General features: G+C 64.4%; 16 protein-coding genes, 1 tRNA gene and 1 pseudogene. 9 read left to right on the plus strand and 9 right to left on the minus strand.

Translation table 11 applies throughout. The features are described 5' to 3' along the window. Nucleotides 1-60: 60 nt before the first annotated feature. Nucleotides 61-756, minus strand: coding sequence for an arylesterase (locus tag GRI89_RS00260; protein WP_159791273.1), 696 nt, complete (start codon nt 754-756; stop codon nt 61-63). A 48-nt stretch (nt 757-804) separates the two neighbouring features. Between GRI89_RS00260 and GRI89_RS00265 the strand changes: the two genes are divergently transcribed. Beyond that, a complete protein-coding gene (locus tag GRI89_RS00265; RefSeq protein ID WP_328598000.1) occupies nt 805-1,506 on the plus strand; it encodes an ABC transporter ATP-binding protein in 702 nt (233 codons plus the stop codon). Next, nucleotides 1,503-4,022 (plus strand): ABC transporter permease, encoded by a 2,520-nt coding sequence (locus GRI89_RS00270; protein ID WP_328598001.1) that lies wholly within the window; start codon nt 1,503-1,505, stop codon nt 4,020-4,022. The genes GRI89_RS00265 and GRI89_RS00270 overlap by 4 nt, the downstream gene beginning before the upstream one ends. A 69-nt stretch (nt 4,023-4,091) precedes the next feature. On the opposite strand, the gene GRI89_RS00275 is transcribed toward GRI89_RS00270, so the two are convergent. The 3 genes from GRI89_RS00275 to GRI89_RS00285 all read right to left on the minus strand — a co-directional run bounded on the left by GRI89_RS00275 (nt 4,092) and on the right by GRI89_RS00285 (nt 7,950). After that, entirely contained in the window at nt 4,092-6,812 is a 2,721-nt protein-coding gene (locus GRI89_RS00275) for a TonB-dependent receptor (protein WP_159791274.1), read from the minus strand. Nucleotides 6,813-6,988: 176 nt separating this feature from the next. Beyond that, the gene (locus tag GRI89_RS00280) at nt 6,989-7,648 is read right to left on the minus strand and encodes an SdpI family protein (RefSeq protein ID WP_159791275.1); all 660 of its coding nucleotides are present in this window, start codon (nt 7,646-7,648) and stop codon (nt 6,989-6,991) included. Then, nucleotides 7,645-7,950, minus strand: a complete 306-nt coding sequence (locus tag GRI89_RS00285) for a metalloregulator ArsR/SmtB family transcription factor (protein WP_159791276.1) — start codon at nt 7,948-7,950, stop codon at nt 7,645-7,647. The genes GRI89_RS00280 and GRI89_RS00285 overlap by 4 nt, the downstream gene beginning before the upstream one ends. A gap of 95 nt (nt 7,951-8,045) precedes the next feature. Here GRI89_RS00285 and GRI89_RS00290 point away from each other — a divergent pair, with 95 nt between their 5' ends. Further along, entirely contained in the window at nt 8,046-9,203 is a 1,158-nt protein-coding gene (locus GRI89_RS00290) for a glycosyltransferase family 4 protein (RefSeq protein ID WP_159791277.1), read from the plus strand. Here the strand turns inward: GRI89_RS00290 and GRI89_RS00295 are convergent. The 3 genes from GRI89_RS00295 to GRI89_RS00305 all read right to left on the minus strand — a co-directional run bounded on the left by GRI89_RS00295 (nt 9,195) and on the right by GRI89_RS00305 (nt 12,310). Next, nucleotides 9,195-9,632 carry a hypothetical protein gene (locus tag GRI89_RS00295; protein ID WP_159791278.1) on the minus strand — a complete coding sequence of 146 codons (438 nt, stop codon included), beginning with the start codon at nt 9,630-9,632 and terminating at the stop codon, nt 9,195-9,197. The two genes, GRI89_RS00290 and GRI89_RS00295, sit on opposite strands and share 9 nt — an antisense overlap. 67 nt (nt 9,633-9,699) lie before the next feature. Next, nucleotides 9,700-10,386: a PadR family transcriptional regulator gene (locus tag GRI89_RS00300; protein ID WP_235912597.1), complete on the minus strand. Its 687-nt coding sequence runs from the start codon at nt 10,384-10,386 to the stop codon at nt 9,700-9,702. Nucleotides 10,387-10,453: 67 nt separating this feature from the next. Further along, complete coding sequence (locus GRI89_RS00305) at nt 10,454-12,310, minus strand: glycoside hydrolase family 2 protein (protein ID WP_159791279.1); 1,857 nt, start codon at nt 12,308-12,310, stop codon at nt 10,454-10,456. Between the two features lie 139 nt (nt 12,311-12,449). Here GRI89_RS00305 and GRI89_RS00310 point away from each other — a divergent pair, with 139 nt between their 5' ends. From GRI89_RS00310 to GRI89_RS00335, 6 genes are all read left to right on the plus strand, one after another. Next, on the plus strand, nt 12,450-13,763 hold the full coding sequence (locus tag GRI89_RS00310; protein WP_159791280.1) for a replication-associated recombination protein A: 1,314 nt from the start codon (nt 12,450-12,452) through the stop codon (nt 13,761-13,763). Nucleotides 13,764-13,765: 2 nt separating this feature from the next. Further along, a complete protein-coding gene (locus tag GRI89_RS00315) occupies nt 13,766-14,119 on the plus strand; it encodes a hypothetical protein (protein WP_159791281.1) in 354 nt (117 codons plus the stop codon). After that, complete coding sequence (locus GRI89_RS00320) at nt 14,116-14,985, plus strand: hypothetical protein (protein ID WP_328598002.1); 870 nt, start codon at nt 14,116-14,118, stop codon at nt 14,983-14,985. Before GRI89_RS00315 ends, GRI89_RS00320 begins: the two co-directional genes overlap by 4 nt. Nucleotides 14,986-15,013: 28 nt before the next feature. Further along, nucleotides 15,014-15,085: transfer RNA gene (locus tag GRI89_RS00325), tRNA-Thr, on the plus strand. Nucleotides 15,086-15,196: 111 nt separating this feature from the next. Continuing rightward, nucleotides 15,197-15,439 (plus strand): hypothetical protein, encoded by a 243-nt coding sequence (locus GRI89_RS00330; protein ID WP_159791282.1) that lies wholly within the window; start codon nt 15,197-15,199, stop codon nt 15,437-15,439. 784 nt (nt 15,440-16,223) lie between these two features. Next, nucleotides 16,224-16,802 carry a PEP-CTERM sorting domain-containing protein gene (locus tag GRI89_RS00335; RefSeq protein WP_159791283.1) on the plus strand — a complete coding sequence of 193 codons (579 nt, stop codon included), beginning with the start codon at nt 16,224-16,226 and terminating at the stop codon, nt 16,800-16,802. A gap of 613 nt (nt 16,803-17,415) precedes the next feature. Here GRI89_RS00335 and GRI89_RS00340 read toward each other — a convergent pair. Further along, nucleotides 17,416-19,377 carry a molybdopterin-containing oxidoreductase family protein gene (locus GRI89_RS00340; protein WP_159791284.1) on the minus strand — a complete coding sequence of 654 codons (1,962 nt, stop codon included), beginning with the start codon at nt 19,375-19,377 and terminating at the stop codon, nt 17,416-17,418. Nucleotides 19,378-20,162: 785 nt separating this feature from the next. Beyond that, nucleotides 20,163-20,597: pseudogene (locus GRI89_RS00345) on the minus strand (tyrosine-type recombinase/integrase); the annotation flags it as partial. Nucleotides 20,598-20,719 lie beyond the last annotated feature (122 nt).

Raw genomic sequence — 20,719 nt, forward strand, 5'->3', positions numbered from 1 at the left:
GCGGCAATCCAGGGCAGCGGCATGCCCCTGGATTGCTTCGCTACGCTCGCAATGACGGAATCAGGATTTCGGCAACGCCCCGGCGACGGTGTCGATCGTCGCGGCAACCATATCCTCGATACCTTGCGCCGTCGGGTGGATGCGGTCCGCCTGGCGCAATTCGGGTTTGTCGTAGACCGGTTCGAGGAAGAACGGCACCAGCGTTGCCCCGTACTGCTCCGCGAGCGCCGGATACATTGCATCGAATTCCTGCTGGTACTCGGGCCCGGCGTTGGGCGGGGCGCGCATGCCGTAGAGCACGACCGGAATTCCGCGCTTCTGAAGGTCGGCGAGAATCTTCGACAGGTTGTCCCTTGCTTCGGCCGGAGAGAGCCCGCGCAGCAAGTCGTTGCCGCCCAGTTCGACCAGCGCGAGGTCGGGCGGCCGCCTCATGGCGTCGAGCACGAAATCGAGCCGCTGGTGCCCTCCGGCGGTAGTGTCGCCCGACAGCCCCGCATCGGCCACCAGCGCATTGATCCCGCGGGCGCGCAGTGCGGACTGCAGCCGTTCCGGGTAGCCCTCGTCTTCCGCCAGGCCGTACCCGGCGAAGAGGCTGTCGCCGAATGCGAGGATTTGCCGTTCCTCGCCGACCACAGGCACGGCCGGATCGGCCAGTATCCGCGGCTCGGCGGCGGTTTCCTCGGGCATCGGGGGCGCTTCGCTGCCGCATGCGGTGAGCGCCAGCGCGGCCGCGACAAGCCAAGAGCGACAATTCATTACCTGCGGCTCCTTGTTCCTTTACCGTCCCTATGCCATCGCTCGGGCGTGACAAGTGCTCCTGCCACGCTCATCCCCGCAATCACCGCGCGCGACCTCCGTCTGACCCTCGGCGAAGGGGCGGCTGCGGTCGAAATCCTGCGCGGGATCGACCTTGACGTCGCCACCGGTGAAACGCTCGCCCTGCTCGGCCCCTCGGGTTCGGGCAAGAGCTCGCTGATGGCGGTGCTGACCGGGCTCGAACGCGCCACATCGGGCTCGCTGATCGTTGCCGGGGCCGACTTCTCGGCGCTCGACGAGGATGCGCTGGCGCTCGCACGGCGTGGCCGCATCGGCATCGTGCTGCAGGCCTTCCACCTGTTGCCGACGATGACCGCGCACGAAAACGTCGCCACGCCGCTCGAACTCGCCGGGGTCGAGGGAGCGTGGGAAAGCGCGGCGGAAGAACTGGCAGCGGTCGGGCTCGGGCATCGGATGGATCACTACCCGGCCCAACTTTCGGGCGGCGAGCAGCAGCGCGTCGCCATTGCCCGCGCCATCGCTCCGCGCCCGCCGCTGGTCTTCGCCGACGAGCCGACGGGCAACCTCGACGCCGCGACAGGCGATACTGTGGCCGACCTTCTCTTCGCCCGCCGTGCCGAGACCGGTGCGACTTTGGTGGTCATCACCCACGACCCGGCGCTGGCCGAGCGTTGCGGCCGCGTGATCACGTTGGCGGACGGGCAGATCGCGTCGGACACCGCGCGGTGACCACCCTGCCCTGGTCCACCGCCTGGCGCATCGCCCGGCGCGACCTGCACCGAAGGTTTCGCGGCTTGAAGCTGCTGCTGGTGTGCCTGTTCCTAGGCGTCGGGGCGCTGGCGGCGATCGGATCGCTGACCTCGGCCATTCGCGGCGAGCTCGATGCCCAGGGCCAAGCCATCCTTGGCGGCGATCTCGAGATCGAGGTCTGGCAAAGACTGCTGGGCGAGGACGAACGTGAGTTCCTCGCCCCCTACGGCCAGCTTTCCGAAGGCTACCGGATGCAGGCCATGGCGCGCAGCGGCAATGCCACCGCGCCGGTCGAACTCAAGGCGGTCGACGCCTTCTGGCCGCTCTATGGCGTGATGCGCCTCGAGCACGGCGGCAGGGCCGGTGCGCCGCCCGAAGATGGCGCCTGGCTCGCCCGCGGTGCGGCCGAGCGGCTCGGGGTCAAGGTGGACGACACGATCAAGGTCGGCACCGCAGAGCTGCGGGTCGCCGGGATCATCAGCGACGAGCCCGACCGGCTCAGCGAGGGTTTCCAGCTCGGCCAGACGGTCATCGTCACCCGGGACCTGCCCGAACGCGCCGGGCTGACCGCCCCGGGCGCGCTCTACCAGACCAAGACGCGCGTGCGTTTCACTGGAAACACCGATCCCGATACGCTGAAAGACGCGCTCGAGAAGCGCTTCCCTGACGCCGGGTTCGACATTCGCACCCGCAACACCGCTTCGCCCGGCGCAGAGCGCTTCGTCAGCCGCATGGGCGAATTCCTCACCCTCGTCGGGCTGGCCGCACTGGCAATCGCCGGGATCGGGATTGGTGGTGGGGTTTCGTCCTATCTCGAAGCAAGGCGGCGGAGCATTGCCACGCTCAAGATCCTCGGCGCGACGAGCGGCGACATCGCCCGCATCTATGCCCTGCAGGTCGGAGCGGCGGCGCTGGCGGGAGCGCTGGCCGGATTGGCCGCCGGGGTGCTGGTCACCCCGCTGCTTGCAAGCGCGCTCGGTGACCTGCTGCCGGTCCGTACCGAGCTTGAAATCGCCCCGTGGGCGCTGGTTCGCGCCGCCGCCTTCGGGCTGCTGGTGGCGCTGGTCTTCGCCGCACCGCCGCTCGCCCGCGCGCGATTGTTTCCGGCAATGGCGCTGATGCGCGCGCGCGTCGCCCCGCTCGGGGGAGCCGCGCGAGCGGCTGCGCTCCCGGTCGGGATCGGGCTCGCCTGTATTCTCGTGCTGGCCTTCGCCGGGGCGCCGCAACCGATGCTGACGGCCTCGTTCCTTGCCGGAGCGGTGGTGCTGCTCGGCTTGCTGGCGCTGCTCGGGCGAGCGATCCGCTGGGCGGCGGCCAGGGCACCGCGTCCGGCCAACCCACTGCTGCGAGCGGCGTTGGCCAATCTCCATCGCCCTGGGGCGGCGACCGCCGCTCTGGTCACCGCGCTCGGCTTCGGGCTGTCGGCTTTCGTCCTGCTGGCGGCGGTTCAGACGAGCCTCGACGGCAATATCCGCCGCTCGGTGCCCGATCGCGCGCCCGACTACTTCGTGCTCGACATCCCGCGCACCGGGGTCGACGAATTCGACACTCTGGTCCGCTCGATCGCGCCCGCTGCCGAGATCGAGACCGTCCCGACAATGCGCGGCGCGATTCTCGCCTACGGCCCAGAGGGCCGCGAACAGCGCGTATCCGAACTGCAGGAACTGCCCGAGGGCGCATGGGCGCTGCGCGGCGAGCGCGGCCTGACCTATGCCGAAGCGCTGCCCGAGGGCAACAGTCTGAGCGCGGGCAAGTGGTGGGCAGGGGATTACTCGGGCGAGCCGCTCGTTTCAGTCGATGAAAATCTCGCGAAGGCGGCGGGGCTCAAGGTCGGCGACATGATCACCGTCGGCATTCTAGGCACAGAGCGCAGCGCGCGCATCGCCAGCCTGCGGCGGATCGACTGGGAGAGCCTCGGCTTCAACTACGTCCTGATCTTCTCGCCCAATGCGCTGGAGGACGTGCCGCACAACCTCGCCGCGACGATCGACCTGCCCGAAGGGACCTCCGCACCTGGCTTGCTGGCGAAGCTCTCCGCCGCCTTCCCGGCAAGTTCGGCGATAGAAGTCGGCCCGCTGCTGACCGAGGCACGAGCGATCCTCGACCAGGTCGCCCTGGCAATTCTCGCAGCAGCTTCGGTGGCGGTGCTGGCGGGTATCGCCGTGCTGCTCGGCGCCATTGCCGCAGCGCGCGAGGCACGGCTCTACGACGCCGTGATCCTGCGCGTGCTCGGCGCGAGCCGGAGGCAGCTCCTGCTGCTGCAACTGGGCGAGTTCGGGATGCTGGCGGCGATCCTTGCCGTGGTCTCTCTGGCTATGGGCACGGGCCTCGCCTGGCTGGTCATCGTCCGGCTGTTCGAATTCGACTGGCTGCCCGACTGGGGCGAAATCCTCGCCGTGCTCGGCGTAGGCGTGGCGCTGGTGCTGGCCTTTGCGCTAGGCGCCTCGCTGCCGCTGCTGCGAGCGCGCCCAGCGCAATCGCTGCGCGCCCTCTAGATACGAAAAGAGAAGGGGGCCCAAGAGCCCCCTTCTCCTCCTCCCCCGTTATCGGGTTGTTATCTCGTATCAGAAGCGGAAGCGGCCGGTGATGCCGTAGGTCCGCGGGTCGTTGATGTAGCCCGAGATGCCGCCGCTCTGCGCCACCGAGTCGAAGATCGTCTCGATGTTGTTGTCCTTGAGCAGGTTGCGACCCCAGATACCGATGCTCAGGCCGTTCTCGAACTCGTAATCGATTGAGGCGGTGAGATCGTTGCGGGTGACCGTGAACGGCTTGGCCGCTGCCAGCGCCGCGGTGTTATCGATGATCGAGCCATCGGGTCCGCGCACCAGGAAGCCCGGCAGGCCTTCGACCACTGCCGCCTTCGAGGCGTAGAGGTACGACACGCGCGGGATCAGGTTGCCCGGGCCGACCTGCAGCTCGTACTGCGCGCCCATCACCACGGTCCACTTCGGAATGCCCGCCGGCTTGGTGCCGGTCAGGTTGCCGACCGCCGAGGAATTGAAGCTGTCGTACTTCGGATCGAGGTAGGTCGTCGCGAAGTTGAGAGTCAGGTCGCCGAGACTGGCCTGGGTCTCCAGCTCGATGCCGAAGGTGCTCTGCTTGCCGGCGTTGAGCAGCGCGAAGCCGGTGCCGGTGAACAGGTTGGACTGGAAGCCCTTGATCTGCTGCTTGAACACCGCGACGTTGGCCGAGAGGCCGTTGTCGTTGTACTTGAGGCCGGCTTCGATGACCCGAGATTTCTCAGGTCCGGCGAAGCGGCTTCCGTAGGTCTGGTTGGCTACCGTCAGCCCCGCCGCCTCAAGCGCCGTGCGGTCGGATGCGAACGGGCGACTGTCGCGCGAGAGGTTGACCGAGCTCGCCTTGAAGCCGGTCGCGTAGCTGGCATAGACGTTGAGCGACGGGTCGATGTCGTAAGCCAGCCGGATGGTGTAGCTAAAGTTGTCGTCGTGGGTCTTGCCGGGCTCGACTGAGTTCGGAAGGTTGAGGAACGGCGGCAGGAATTGCAGCGGCTTCAGCGCATTCAGCGGATTGGCCAGCGGGTTGTTGGCATTGGCTGTGGCATAGGCCGTCGCACCCGGCACAATCACGTTGGCATAGGCCGCGGCGCCTGCAGCGCCCGCCGGGCTCGCACCGGTAGCGAAGGCGAAGATTTCTGCCGGGGTGGCCGAACGGCCGAGGCCGAGGGCCTGGCCCACACCGGCCGACAGCGCGCCCCCGTACAGCAGGTTGTAGCGGAACGGCGCATACTGCGGCGCGTTGAAGTCGATCGCCGAGAACGTATCGTTGCTGACCGCATCGGTGCGGAACTTCTTCCAGTCGTTGGCGTAGTTGCCGCCGAGCGTCAGTGTCAGGCCGTCGGTGATCTCGAAATCGAGCTGGCCGAAGACCGAAATGGATTCGCTCTTCAGGTTGAAGTGATTTCGGAAGCCCGTTCCGGGCTGGAAGAACGTGTTGACGTATTTCGCCGGGTTGCCTTCGAGCGCACCGAAGGTCTGCTCAAGCAGCGGAACATTGAGCGCTCCGCCCGTGGCGCCCTGCACGAGGATGTTGGCGTAGGGCCGGAACTGCGTCGAGTAGAGTAGGTTTTCCTGCTGGCCAACGTTGTCGGACAGGTAGAATGCACCGATCAGCAGGTCGAGGCCCGGGGCGACTTCACCCGTCCAGCGCACTTCCTGCGTGAAGGTCTTGATCCCGGTTTCCTGGAGGAACGGATAGACCAGGTCGGCGCTGGTGAAGTCCGGATCCTGTACCGCCAGCGAGTTTGTCTTGCGCCAGGCGGTGATCGAGGTGAGGCTTCCCGGGCCGAGGTCGAAATCGACCTGTCCGGAAATCCCGTAGTTCTCGATCTCGTTGGTCGAATCGAAATTGTTGGAGACGACACGGCTGAACGGATCGTTCGGGTCGTTGGTTGCACCGCCAAGCGCGAGCACGGCGCCGAAGGTCGGCCCCGACTTCAGGTTGACCACACCGCAGCAGTTCTCGTCGATCTTGTCGTAGTCGCCGATCACGCGAACCGAGAGGCCGCTGTCGCCCTCGAACAGCAACTGGCCGCGGGCGAACCAGCGATCGCGTTCGTTGGTGCGGTGACCCGTGCCAACGTCCTTGAAGAAGCCGTCACGGGTGTTGAATCCGCCGGCGACGCTGAAGGCGAAGTTTTCGCTGATCGGGCCGGTGATGTGGGCCTTGCCGACGAGCGCGTCGTAGTTGCCGTAGGTCAGTTCGGCCGAACCGCCCAGGGTGAACGAAGGCTTCTGGGTGGAGATCGAAATGACGCCGGCCGATGCGTTCTTGCCGAACAGCGTCGACTGCGGGCCGCGCAGCACTTCAATACGCTGCACGTCGGGAAGGTCGGTAACCTGCGCCACGGTGCGCGACCGGTACACGCCGTCGACGAACACGCCGACCGAGGGCTCGATACCGGGGTTGTTGGCGCCGTTGCCGAAGCCGCGGATGAAGAAGTTGGTCGCGGCGAGCGACTGCCGCTGGCCGACGATGAGCGAGGGAACGACGGTCTGCAGGTCCTTAATATCGCGTATCTGGCCGCGCTCGAGGGTCTCGGCAGTGGTTACCGTGACAGCGACCGGCACTTCCTGCAGGGTCTGTTCGCGCTTGGTCGCGGTAACGACGATCTCATTGCCGCTGCCGGCTTCCTGCGTGGCCACCTGGTCGTCCGCACCGTCTTCATCCTGCGCCAGCGCGGCAGGCGCGTGCAGGGCGGCAACGGCCGTCCCGGTAAGCAGGAAAGCGCGGACAAGGCCGGACTTGCCGGCAGAAAGCTTCAGCATTGAGTTCTCCATCTCCCTTCGGCACCTCCCGCCTCTCCGCGGATCGATGCCGAGCGCACCAAGCACACCCTGATAATGTCGTGCCTTGCGATACTCAATCACCTGCGAAAAACTAGTAACAGGCGTAACGCTAGTTGTTGCCGCGGTGTCACACTAGTCCTGAGCGGCCCGGACCGTCAGGTGCCGCGTTTCTTCCGGCTCCATAGCCACCAGCTGTAAACGACGGGGATGAGCGCGCTGGGAAGGATGACCGCCAGCATGATCGCCCCGCGCACTGCCGGATCGAAAGGAAGCAGGGCGAGAAGGGCCAGTGCCGCCCCGGCCAGCATCATCAGTTTCCCGCCAAGCCGGTGGGTGGCGATCCACACGTCCTCGTCGACGATGGTCCACGGCGTACGGATGCCGACGAAGAAGCCGGGGCGCGACTTGGGCAGCATGTTGCCGATGACCAGCAGCAGCAGGCCGACCGGCAGCATCGCGAAATCGCCGCGGACATCGTATCCGAATGCGCGTGCACCTATCATGCCTTGCAGGAAGACGAGCATCAGCAGCCCGCCGATCCACGCGGTGCGCATCAAGGGGGCCGAACCTTCGAGCCGGTCCTGTAGCGGCTCTATGCTCGGCAGGACCGAGAAGAACAGCGAGAGCCCGACGCCGATTCCCGCGGGGATCAGCAGCGCCCGGAGCGCCGGCCGCGTGCGGTCGACCTCGCCGGCGATGTTCCAATGCGTCGGGAGCTCGGCGCCGGCGGGCATCTGCCCCGCAGCATAGAACGCAAAGGCGACCATGGCCGCGCAAATGGCCAGCGAGATGAGCAGGAGCTTGCCCGTCTTCATTGCGAAATCTCCGTTTCCGGACCGCTTTCGGCCTCGCCTTCGCGGCTGATGCCCATGCGGTTCATGAAGCCCATCACCGCTTCTTCGAGCGTCGACAGGTTGAGCGTGTAGACGATGTGCCCGGCGCGGTTCTCACCGCGGATCAGCCCTGCCGCCTTGAGCTTGGCGAAGTGGCCCGACATGGTCGGCTTGCTGACCGGGAAGTTGTCGGACAGCTGCCCGGCTGTCATCCCTCCCCGCTTGAGCAACTCCAGCACCTCGCGGCGGATAGGGTGCGACAAGGCATCGAACACGGAACTCATGGTATTTAGGCATTATCCTAAATAAGGATTTGCTTGCAAGTTCATTCACCGCGCGGCCCTCGCCATGGGCCGCTTTCGCTACTATGGGCGCTCGGATGACGATTTCCGGCCTGCGGATTGCCCTGTTCAGCGGCAATTACAACATGACCGTCGATGGGGCGAACCGGGCGCTCAACCGACTGGTCGAATACCTGCAACGGCAGGGCGCCACTGTGCGCGTTTACTCTCCGACCTCCGACAAGCCGGCCTTCGAGCCGCAGGGGACGCTCGTTTCGCTGCCGTCGATCGCCATCCCGACACGCGCCGAATACCACTTTCCGCTCGGCCTCAACCGGCGCGTGAGGGCCGATCTCGACGCGTTCGATCCACACATCGTGCACTTGTCCTCGCCCGACCTGTCTGCGCGCGCTGCGGCGAAATGGGCCATCGCACGCGGGACGCCGATCCTGGCCTCGGTCCACACCCGGTTCGAGACCTATTTCCGCTATTACAAGCTCGGGTTCCTCGAAAAGCCGAGCGAGGACTGGATCCGCACGCTCTATGGCCGCTGCGATGCGCTGGTGACCCCGTCTGCGGGCATGGTCGACGTGCTGCGCGAGCAGGAGATGAACGACGACATCTCGCTGTGGGAGCGGGGCGTCGACCGCGAGGTCTTCTCGCCCGAGCGGCGCAGCCTCGAATGGCGCCGTTCGCTCGGCATCGGGGACGGCGAGGTGGCGATCGGCTTTCTCGGTCGGCTGGTGATGGAAAAGGGGCTCGACACCTTTGCCGACGCCATCGACGTGCTGGAGAAGCGCAGGGTGGCGCATCGCGTGCTGGTCGTCGGCGACGGCCCTGCGCGCGGCTGGTTTGGCGAGCGCCTGCCCAACTCGGTCTTCGCCGGGTTCCAGGGCGGCGCAGACCTCGGCCGCGCTGCGGCCTCGATGGACGTGCTGTTCAACCCATCGGTGACCGAGACCTTCGGCAATGTCACGCTCGAAGCGATGGCCTGCGGCGTTCCGGTGGTGGCCGCGCAGGCGACCGGCAGCTCGAGCCTCGTCAAGGATGGGGTCAACGGCGTGCTGGTGCCGCCCAGGGACATCGCCGGCTACGCCGACGCGCTCCAGCGCTACGTCACCGAACCTGACCTTCGCGCTGCCCACGGCGCGGCCGGCGAAGTGCGCAGCCGCGCCTATTCGTGGGACGCGATCAACCAGGCGGTGGCTGACACCTACCTGCGGCTCATCGCCGCGCGGAAGGGCTGCTCAGCGTAGCACCCCGGCGGCCGCCATGCGGTTGGCGTACATCCACTGGCCGATGGTGACCGCGATGATGACCGCCGGCATGATCCAGTAGCTCGCGCCGCCCATGGCCTGGGGCAGGTCGGTCGTCGCCTGGTAAAAGAAGCTGGCGAGCACGGCGACCACGGCAATCAGGAAGGCCGTGGTGGCCTGGCGGTTGCGCAGCAGCAGCAGGATCACACCGAGCATCGAAAGCCATACGCCGATGGCCCACAGGGCGATGGCCCAGACCGGGAAGGCATCGAATATCGCCAGCGCCTGGGGCGGAACCTGCGCCATGTAAGCCTCGTTTCGCAGCTCGGTCATCAGGTAGTCGTAACAGCCGAAGCCGTTCCACAGCAGTGACAGCACGCCGACCACCCAGAGGTGAACGGGCGCCTTGCCTTCAGCAAGTGTAGTCATGAAAAAATTCCCTCCCCGTGGAAGAAGTCCCTCGGGGAGAGAATTATCACGACATGGGCCGGTCCGCCTAGAGCCGTTCGATCTTGCGCGCCGCCTCGTCGAGAACTTCCACAACCTTGTCGAGCAGGTCTTCGCGCCCTTCGCGCAGCGCATGGCGCTGGTGACGCATTGCGTTGCGCAGGTTCTCCATGGCCCGGTGGATCTGGCGGTTGGGTGCCGAGTGGACGTGTTCGCCGACACTCGCGAGCCGCTCGAACAGCGCTTCGACCGTTTCGGCTTCCTCTTCCAGCTCCTTGCGGCCAGCCTCGGTCGCCTCGAACACCTTGCGCGAGGTGTCGTCTGGCAATTCGGAGATGACGCCTTCGTCGACCATCATCTGCAGCGTCGGATAGATCACGCCCGGGCTCGGCGCATATTCGCCGGCGGTGAGTTCTTCCATCGCCTTGATCAGGTCGTAACCGTGGCGCGGCTCGTCGGCGATCAGCTTGAGCAGCGCGAGGCGCAGCTCGTTGCGGTCGAACATCCGCCGCCTCCGCCCTCGACCGCGGCCCTCGTCATCGCCGAACGGGCCACCGGGTCCGAACGGACCGTCGGGGCCGAACGGGCCATGGGGGCCGAAGGGTCCATGCGGACCGAACGGCCCGTCGGGACCCATCCCGCCGAAGCGGCTGAACTTGTCCGACATACGCTTGCCGGCGCGTGCAGCCTGCTTCCAGGCGCGGAGCATTTCGCGGTCGTCAAAATTGAATCGCATGGGGAGTATCCTTATTTTCGATGCTCTAAGATATATCTTATAGTATCAAAGATACAAGGCCCCGGTGCTACTCTTTCTTCGCGTACCACTCCGCCAGGACGTCGAACGCTTCCTTCCTCTGGCCGGTTTCCGAGACCAGGCCCTTGCGATTCCAGCCATCCTGGATGCCCGGGCGCTGCCGCCGCGGTGAGCGGAAATCCTTCAGGATCCATGGCGAAATCCCTTCGAAATTCGGGATCCGGGCGAGCATCGCCAGCGTCTGGCGATAATATTCGGCCTGGAATTCCTCTGAAAACTTCCCCGGATTATCCGGCTGGTGCAGCCCTGCTTTCGCTCCCGCCCCGACCTCGGAGAACAGCAGCGGCTTGTCCTGCGGCACCCGCCATTCGATCTTCGACAGGTCGGCCAGCCGGTCGCCGGTGTACCAGCCGTTGTAGGCGTTGACCGCCATGACATCGAGCGAGGCGGCGAGCGGATCGTCCATCGTCTGCACCGGCACTGGGCCGCTGTCGTCGCGACCGACCAGCAGCGCCGCGGTGACGAGGCGCGTCGGATCGAGCACCCGTACATCCGCCGCGAGCTGCTTCATGAAGGCGTTGCGCGCCGGGCTCTGCGGCGTCTCGTTGCCCACGCTCCACAGCGCGATGGCGGCGCGGTTGCGATCGCGCAGGATCATCTCGGCGAGCATGCGCCGCGCCTTTTCCAGCGCCACCGGGTCGTCGAAGGCGATGCGCCAGTAGACCGGGATCTCGCTCCACACGATCAGCCCCATCTCGTCGGCCGCGCGCAGCATGGTCTCGGAATGCGGATAGTGCGCCAGACGGACATAGTTGGCATGGAGCCCGTCCTTCGCGAGGCCGAGCAGTGCGCGCGCCGCCTGCGGCGTCATGTTGCGCGTCGGGTTCGCTCCCAGTTCCTCCTCGTGGACGCTGATGCCCTTGAGGAAGATCGGCTTGCCGTTGAGCAGGATGCGCGGGCCATCGGTAGCGATGGTCCGGAAGCCGACGCGGTCGCGCCATGTGTCGCCGCCCGCGACGATCTCGACATCGTAGAGCTTCGGGCCGTCAGGCGACCACCACAGCGCGCTCGGCGGGCGCGGCAGCGACAGGCTCGCCCGTCCCGAGGCATCGGTCGTCATGGTCCGTTCGATCCGCAGTTCGGGAATGCGGAAGCGCACTTGCGCACCGCTAGCACCCGGACCGTTGAGCGAGACGTCGACGGCGATCGTGGCGCGGTCTTTCAGCCGCACCCAGGCATCATCGACATAGGTCGCGGGCACGACAATCAGTTCAACCGGGCGGGTGATGCCGCCATAGGTCTCCCAGTCGGTGACCGGCGGCGGGATCGACTGCCCGTCGCGCTGGGAATCGACCCCGACCACCAGCCGGTTGCCCTGCGGCCGCAGCAGCCCGGTGACCTCGAACGCGAACGACGTGAAGCCGCCCTCGTGCCGCCCGAGCCGCTTGCCGTTGAGCCAGACCTCGGCGGCATAGTTCGCCGCGCCGAACCGTATGAACTGCCGCTCGCCGTCCTTCGCCGCCGTATCGAAGCGCTTCTGGTACCAGACCAGCCCCTGATAGTGGCGCATCTCCGCCGAATGGGTCAGCCACGACGAGGGCAGTACGGACACCGGCGAATGGTCGAGGTCGTATTCGTAGAGCGCGAGCGGGTCGTCGGCCGAGGCCTGCGTCACGTCGACGTCGGCAAAGCGCCGGCTCGCCTGCCCCGGCTCGCCGCCATGGAAGCCCGCCGCGCCGTCGCGATAGGGATCGATCGACCAGGTCCACTCGCCGTCGAGCGACTGCTCTGGCCGCAAGTCGGCGGCGGCGAGCACCGGCCCGTCCGGCAGTACTTGGGCCGCGAGTGGCCCGGCGGCGGCAAGGGCCAAGATCGCCGTGATCAGCCGTAACAGCTTGCCGGACATCGGTTCTCTCTCCCCACCATCGTTCTGGTTTGTATGAACGCACGCAAGCAGACCGGCCGCGTGTAGGAAAGCTGTTTCTGCGTACCGCGCGCCATCGCGCGGCTGTGCAAGGGCGCGCGGCGCGCCTATCGTCCTGCGCATGGCCGACCTTTTCGCCGACGAACTGCCGCACCAGTCCGCGCCCGAAGCGCCGCGCGAGGACGCGCCGCTCGCCGACCGCCTGCGCCCGGTCTCGCTCGACGAGATTATCGGCCAGGACCACCTGACCGGCCCGCAAGGCGCGATCGGCCGCATGGTCGCTGCGGGCAAGCTGTCGAGCATGGTGCTGTGGGGCCCGCCCGGCACCGGAAAGACCTCTATCGCCCGCCTGCTCGCCGATGCCGTGGGCATGCGCTACGTCGCGGTCAGCGCGGTGTTCAGCGGGGTCGCCGATCTCAAGAAGGCCTTCGCCGAGGCCGAGAAGGCGCGCGAGGCGGGCCAGCGCACGCTGCTGTTCGTGGACGAGATCCACCGCTTCAACCGCGCCCAGCAGGACGGTTTCCTGCCCTTCGTCGAGCGCGGCACGATCACGCTCGTCGGCGCGACCACCGAGAACCCGAGCTTCGAACTCAACGCCGCGCTACTGAGCCGGGCGCAGGTGCTGATCCTCCACCGCCTCGACGCCGCCGCGCTCGAACAGTTGCTCGCCCGCGCCGAGGAACTCGAAGGCCCGCTGCCCCTCACCCCCGAAGCGCGCGACGCCCTCGTCGCCAGCGCCGACGGCGATGGCCGCTTCCTGCTCAACCAGGCCGAAACGCTCTATTCCGCCGGGATCGAGGAACCGCTCGGCCCGGCCGAACTGGGCGCGTTCCTGCAGCGCCGCGTTGCGGTCTACGACAAGGACCGCGAGGGGCACTACAACCTCATCTCCGCACTTCATAAGAGCCTGCGCGGTTCGGACCCGCAGGCCGCGCTCTACTACCTCGCGAGAATGCTCACCGCCGGGGAGGAGCCGCTCTACGTCCTCAGGCGCATCACTCGCTTCGCCAGCGAGGACATCGGACTCGCCGATCCGCAGGCGCTGGCGCAGTGCATCGCCGCCAAGGAGGCCTACCAGTACCTCGGGAGCCCCGAGGGCGAGCTGGCGATCGTCCAGGCCTGCCTCTACTGCGCCACCGCACCCAAATCGAACGCCGCCTACATGGCGCAGAAGGCCGCGTGGAAGAGCGCCCGGGAAACCGGCAGCCTGATGCCGCCGCAGAACATCCTCAACGCCCCGACCAAGCTGATGAAGGACATCGGCTACGGCGCGGGCTACGCTTACGACCACGACGCCGAGGGCGGCTTTTCCGGGGCCAACTACTGGCCCGAGGAGATGGAGCCGCAGGCCTACTACCGGCCGGTCGAGCGCGGGTTCGAGCGCGAAGTGCTCAAACGGATGGAGTACTGGGAGAAGCTGCGGAAGGAGCGCTAGGAATGACCGGCCCGCTCGACACCTGGGACAAGGCCGCCGCCTTTGCCCTGACCCTGTCCGACACCGCCTATGGCGCCGGGGAAAAGTCCGGCGTGATCGTCACCACCAACGGGCGCGCCTTCATGTTTCCGGGGCGCGAGGCGGCCACCTCGTTCGTCGTTACGATCGATCTCGACACCATCGAGATGCTCAAGGAAACGGAGCCGGAAACCTACTGGCAGTCGAAGCACTACCAGAACTGGCCGGGCATCCTGATCCGCTACGACAGCCCCGACCCCGAGCGTGTGCGCCACGTGATCGAGATGGGCTACGAATACACCCGGGCCAAGAAGCCGGTCCGCAAGCGCAAGACGTGACCCGCTTCCGGCACATCGTCGCCATCGACTGGTCGGGCGCTTCCGGCGAGCGGCACAAGGGCATCGCGGTTGCCATGGCCGAGGCCGATGGCGGAGCCCCGAAACTGGCCGACCATCGCTGGTCGCGCGGCGAAGTGCTCGAGCTGCTGCTCGACGTGCCGCCCGACACGCTGGTCGGGCTCGACCTCGGCATTTCGCTGCCGTTCGCCGACTGCGGGGCGTTCTTTCCCGGCTGGGACGCGAGCCCACCCGATGCGCGCGCGCTGTGGAGCATGGTCGACCGCCTGTGCGAAGGCGATCCGCACCTCGCCGCGCAAGGCTTCGTCGACCACCCGGACGCCGCGCCCTACTTCCGCAACGGCATGGTCGAAGGCCCGCACTTCCGCTGCGACGGCGCGGACCACGGGCGCGGCCGCTTCCGCGTGACCGAGGCCGAGCAGGCCCGGCTCGGCTGCCGCCCGACCTCGAACTTCAACCTCGTCGGCGCCAGTCAGGTCGGCAAGTCGAGCCTGACCGGGATGCGCGTGCTCCACCGCCTCGGCGGTCGCCTGCCCGTCTGGCCGATCGACCCGCTACCCCGGGCGGGCTCGGTGGTGGTCGAAATCTACACCACCATTGCCGCCATGGCCGCAGGGCGCAGCGCCGGGAAAGCCAAGATGCGCAGCGTCGAGGACACCAACGCCGCCCTTGCCGCACTCGGCTCGCCGGGTGTCGCCGGCAGCGGCCCGCTCGACGACCATTCAGCCGACGCCCTCGTCACCGCCGCATGGCTGCAAACCGCGGCGGACCGCCCGGAACTCTGGGCGCCTGACGCCATGTCGGAGGAAATCGCTGCAACCGAGGGCTGGACCTTCGGCGTCCCATGAAGCATTAGCGCGCGCACCCGTAGTCGGAGCCGGCTTAGCACAGTGGTAGTGCAGCGGTTTTGTAAACCGAAGGTCGGGGGTTCAAATCCCTCAGCCGGCACCGAGCGACAGCGAAAGGCGAGGCCGGAACAGCGACAGCGAAGGGCGAGGCCGGAACGACGTCAACGCCCCAGTTGCGGACACTCGGTCTGACTGTGTAAGTCCAGCGTCGATGAAAGCTGGCATTTCCAACTTGCTGACCGGCGCAATCCTGTTGCTGGCCGCTCCTTGGTCCTCGCTTGGGCAGGCCAAGCGGCTCGCGGTGCGATGTCGGCGGTTGCAACCGGTAGAATTCCGTCGCGACGACCCCCAAACCCACCACCTCGCGAGGAACTTGCTGAGTCGGGAGATCGCCCAGGATGAACCAGACCTGATCAGGCTGCGCACGGCATGGGTGACCGTCTCCCCCCGGTAAAGCACCGGCTCTGTTCGTGATGTATTTCTGTGGGGGCACCGGCAACTGCGGTCTGTATGGCTTCGAGCGGAAAAAGGACGGCTGGAATCTGGTCCTGAACAGCCTCGCGCAGACGTGTTCGATCTTGCCGTCATCTCACGCCGGGCGACGTGATATTTCTGCCCGCATGCACGGCAGCGCCACTTAATCGACCCTCAAGACCTACTGGTGGCAAGAGAACCGATACGTGCGAGTGTCGGTGTAGGATAACAACTTCGAATAGTGGGTGCGGTCAGATTGGCCCCCTGCCGATCGTCCGCTTTCCACCCAGTTGCAGACATTGGATCTGTAAAGAGCAAGAGTTTCTCACTCCCGCACCTGTCTATCGATCTGGCCGAGCCAATCGACTCGTTGCAGTGACACTTCGGATGAGTACGAATATTCGATGCAAACAGTACCTTACCGTCTGACATCGTATGCTAGGGACAAATGCTTGAGCCACGGTCAAAAAAGATGCCGTACTGCATGTTACCTGACTCAATATCGGCCACATTCGTATAACCGCTTCCGGTCATAGTGTCGCTCGAAGAGTTAGAGACATGGCCCTTGTTTCCTCCCAAGCCTCTGACGGAGGTGGCGAATCGGCGACGTCGTTTCGACAGATGTCTCTCGCTCCTATGCCTTTTGCCGAACTTGAACTCCCTGTCTGGCGAATGCGTTCGGGTTGACCCTTGCTCCAAAGTTGTTTTCTCGTTAGGTCGTCCACTGGACGCGAGGAAACCGACCCTAGTTAGGGAGTATTCGCGTGCGAGCAAAGATTTTCGGACTAATTGCGCTGATGGCCGGATTCTTGAATTCGACTCCGGCTTTTGCTGCCGAGCCATTGAAGTCGTCTTCATCGGCCTCATGTGCCGCTGTCACATTCAATGTAACTACATTGGGTTGCCTTGGTTTTTTTGGCGGAAATCTCGTTTCAGGGGGCGGTCCTAAGCTCACTGAGGCACTGGCCGTCACAGGAAGTCTCGACCCTTCTGCGAACTCTTTGCTCGAGAGGCTTGACCTCCATTCATGGCAGGATTTGCATGTCATTGACTTTGACAAGGTCCTTTCAGGGAGGACTGTGATCGGAATACATTTCGGAGGAGGGGGCACAGGCTATAACGGGACTGGATTTTGGCTTCTCGACGTTCCAGACTACACCGACAAAATCACATATACATCCAATGTCCAAAAGGGCATTTCAAATGCTGGACTGTATTTGACACAGATACCCGCTGTGCCCGAGCCATCTGCTTGGGCATTGATGCTACTGGGCTTCTTCGCTCTCGGTGGAAGGATGCGCAGCAGGCATGCCGAGCTATCGAACACGGTTTGCTACGCATGAAGTTCGTGACCCTACTGCTGAGGTAATTTACTGCCATGAGCGGATGAACTGGTAATGACCCCTTTGCGAAAGTTAGCATGGAGTGTTGGGCCTCCCTATCAGACATGGGCGTTGGTAGTTTTCGATCGCCGACATACTTGAAGCCAAACGGTCGGCTTCCGGCAAATGGATTTGGCTAACCCGTCTCGCTGGCCCATCTATGAGAAGTGCAATGTAACACGTGCCGTCCAACGGACATGGCGACACACTTTTTCCGACTTGAATGACCGGACACGCGATAAGCGGGATGCGAATTTCGTCGCGGGAAAGCCGTTGAATTTGGCTCGAATGGGGCAGAATTGCATCCGGGCTTCGCAGCCAAGCTTTGCATCCGTCGCTGTAGATTACGGAATATCCTTCTGGAAGTGTAGGAGCGGGACTGCAGACACCGAGGACCAATACTGATTTCAAGAGATTGAATCTCCAGCTCATGGTTTCAGGCTATTCAACTTGAGGTCTGCTTTCCACCCAATTCGTGACCTCTTCAGCGCGCATGGGTGATGCAACGAGCGGACCGGCCGGTAACGACCCCATTGCGGACGTTTGGATTGACCTTTCGGTGGTGCGCCTTTCGTCACTCGGCTGCGATCTGTCCCGCTGCAGCCAAGTCGACCTCCACGAAGATCTCGTTGTAGGCAGGTTGTCCCTCCGGCGACCAGCGTGACGGGGACAAGAGGTTTGCCACGGCACCGCCGTGCTCCTCTGCACCCCACCACTTACCCGCGACCGATACGATTCCGGGCCGCACCGCTTCGGAAATGTTGACGAGCGCCTGCAGATCTCCCTGCTCGTTCCAGATCCGCGCAAGATCGTCTTGCTCCAGGCCTCGCGCGGTGGCGTCTGCCGGGTGCATGTCGATCGACGGCGCGCCCTGCGCGCGCCTCTGCCGGTATTGGTTCACGAAGCTGGAATTGAGGAAGTAGTGCGATTTCGGAGTTAGCAGCTGAAACAGACCATCAGGCCTGTCGGGCGCCACGATATTTGCCGAAATCTTCACCTTCGCATCGAATGACGGGGCAGGAGGCGGACTCTTGATCCAGCCCTTGGCCTTGAGCTCGCCGATATCCATGCCCGGCGGAAGGGTGGAGGCTGCAATCTCTTCGTCGCTCTCCTCGAATTCGGGCCCCTCAAGCCCCAACGCGGCGGCCAGCAGCCGCATCACCTCACCATGGGACTTGGCCTCGCCAACCGGCGGGATGGCAGGATTGTTGGCGGAAACGAAATGATGGCCCCAAGCACCGACAATGTCGAAATGTTCAAGCTGCGTGGTCGAAGGCAACACGATGTCGGCAAACCGGGCGGTATCCGTCATGAAGTGTTCCAGGACGACTGTGAACAGGTCTTCGCGAGCAAGGCCGCTCAGAACCCGAGCAACGTCGGGTTGCACGACCGCCGGATTCACGTTCCACACCATCATCGCCCTGATCGGAGGCGATAGATCTGGGTCAGTGAGAGTTTCGCCGAGCCTCGCGATGTCCAGGCTTCGTTGCGAGCCGGTCCGGAGATGCGGACTTTCGGCGCGACCTTCGTCAAGCACCGGATTGGTTTCGCTGAATAGCCCGCCACCAGGGTCTCGCCACTTTCCGCACAGTATCGAGAGTGCGGAAACGGTGCGAAAGAATGTTTCACCGTGAACGGATTGTTGCGGCCCCACACCGACGCGAAGCAATGCCGGCCTCACCAACGCAAACTCGCGAGCTAGCGCCTCGATCGTTTCGGAAGAAACCCCGCACACCGCCTCAGCTCGCGCCGGCGCCCAAGCTTCCACTTCGGTCACGAAATCGTCGAAGTCGGAGGCGACTTCGCGGGCAAACTCCAGGTCCGCCATTCCGTCCCTCAGTATCACGTGTGCCATTGCAGCGGCGAGCACTGCGTCGGTCCCGGGAAGGAGTGCAATGTGCTGGTCGCACGCGGCTGCTGTCCTCGTGCGGATCGGATCGATCGCCACGATACGGGCGCCGTTCCGCTTCTTCGCCTCGTTGATGAACTGCCACTGGTGATGGCAGGTCGTCAGGATATTGCAGCCCCACAGCACGATGAGCTTGTTTTCGGAGATAAGTTCCGGTTCGAACCCGCGGGGAAATCCTTCGGCCTCGAGAGCGTTGCCCGAGGCCCCGCAGATACTGCCGTGAAATTTGCTCGAATTCAGCGCGTGGAAAATTCGCATCAGGGCGCGGCGCTGGACGATGCCCATCGAACCGAGATAGCGATGCGGCAGCAATGCCTCGCCGCCGTATTCGTGGTGCACCTCGCCGAAGCGGTCGGCGATGACACCAATCGCCTCGTCCCAGCTAATCCGCTCGAACCGGCCGCTTCCCTTGGGCCCGGTTCGCCGGAGCGGATACAGCAAGCGGTCGGCTGCATAAGTCCTTGCTTCGTAGTCGTTGACCTTGGCACAAAGTACCCCGCGCGTGATCGGGTGTTCCTTTGCTCCGCGTACAGAAGTCACGCGGCCGTCTTCGACTTTGGCAACCCATGAGCAGGTGTCCTGGCAATCGAGAGGACAACAGCCTTTGATATAGACGGGTTCGGTCAAGCGGACCTCCTCTTGTTTGATTGAAGGAAACGGTCGGCCAAGGACAACATGCAAGATGGCCGGGCGATTGGCAAATGGGGCCATCCGTTTCCCACCCAGTTCGTGACCTGAACGGCGAGCTGGCAGAGCGCCAAGAACGGACCAACCAGTAACGACCCAGTTGCGGACTTTCACGGTCAACACGCTGCAGAGAACCTAGAATAATCGAGAGATAGTGTAGGTTGGCCTCCGCTCCGAAGAGCCGCGAAACACTCGTTGAGTCGCGCTCTCATTACAAAAAATCGCCAGGTCATTCGCGAATTGTCCAACCTGTACCGTTGTGGGTCGCGCCATCTGTTCAAATTCATGGGTTGATAGAATTGCATTATGATTATTGAGGCGGTGGAGTTGGGCAGATCCCCAAACGTCTGTTCATCTCCATTGCCACCAAGAACGGCGGTGGAGTTCAGAAGTATGCAAAATGAGGACGAAGCTTACGTCCGGCAGTGTCTGCTAGAGGAGCTTCAGCAAGCGCAGACTACGCCGTATGAGTACATCCGAGAGGTCCATCTTGATCTCGCCAATATCCATGAACAGTGATTGCGTGAGCTGCGACTGAAGTCGACCACGGCCAAGCTTTGGCCTCGACGAAGAAACAGTGGGGCCAACGCAACTTTGGCAGCTGGATGTAGGCTAGCAGCAAACAGTGAACGGCCGCTTCCCGCCCAGTTTCAGACAAAAGGTCCGATGTCCGAGCTTGAGAAGCGGCCCTTCCGCTTCCGTTTTGGGAAAGGACCGCCTCGACCTCAGATTTCCGTGCGCTCGGCGAGCAATAGCGCGTCCTCGATGTCCACGCCCAGGTACCTGACGGTGTTCTCGATCTTGGAATGGCCAAGCAGGATTTGCACGGCACGGAGATTGCCCGTCGCCTTGTAAATCATCGAAGCCTTGGTGCGCCGCATCGAGTGCGTACCGTATTCCTCACGTCGCAGCCCAATGGCAGTCACCCATTCATCGACCAGGCGCGCGTATTGTCTCGTGCTCAGGTGCTTTGTTCGATCGATGCGGCTTGGGAAGGCGTAGTCTTCGGTCGATCCTCCACGCCGCTCGAGCCACGCCAAAAGGCTGGCACGAACATCGCCTGTCAGTTCGAACTGAACAGGGCGCCCGGTCTTCTGCTGGATAACCGTCGACCGGCTTCGTATCTCCTGGCTGGCGACAAGATCCCCGATCCTGATCCTGCTCCTGACGCCACTGACAGCCTCACTGCATGGGAATAGTAGCGGAGAAAGGCGCCAAACCCCCGACCAGCCAACTTGTCCGCGAAGAATGTCCACTTTCGGGAACTAAGAAGTCGGGCTCT

The sequence above is a fragment of the Croceibacterium salegens genome (genome assembly GCF_009827435.1).
GTDB lineage: Bacteria > Pseudomonadota > Alphaproteobacteria > Sphingomonadales > Sphingomonadaceae > Croceibacterium_B > Croceibacterium_B salegens.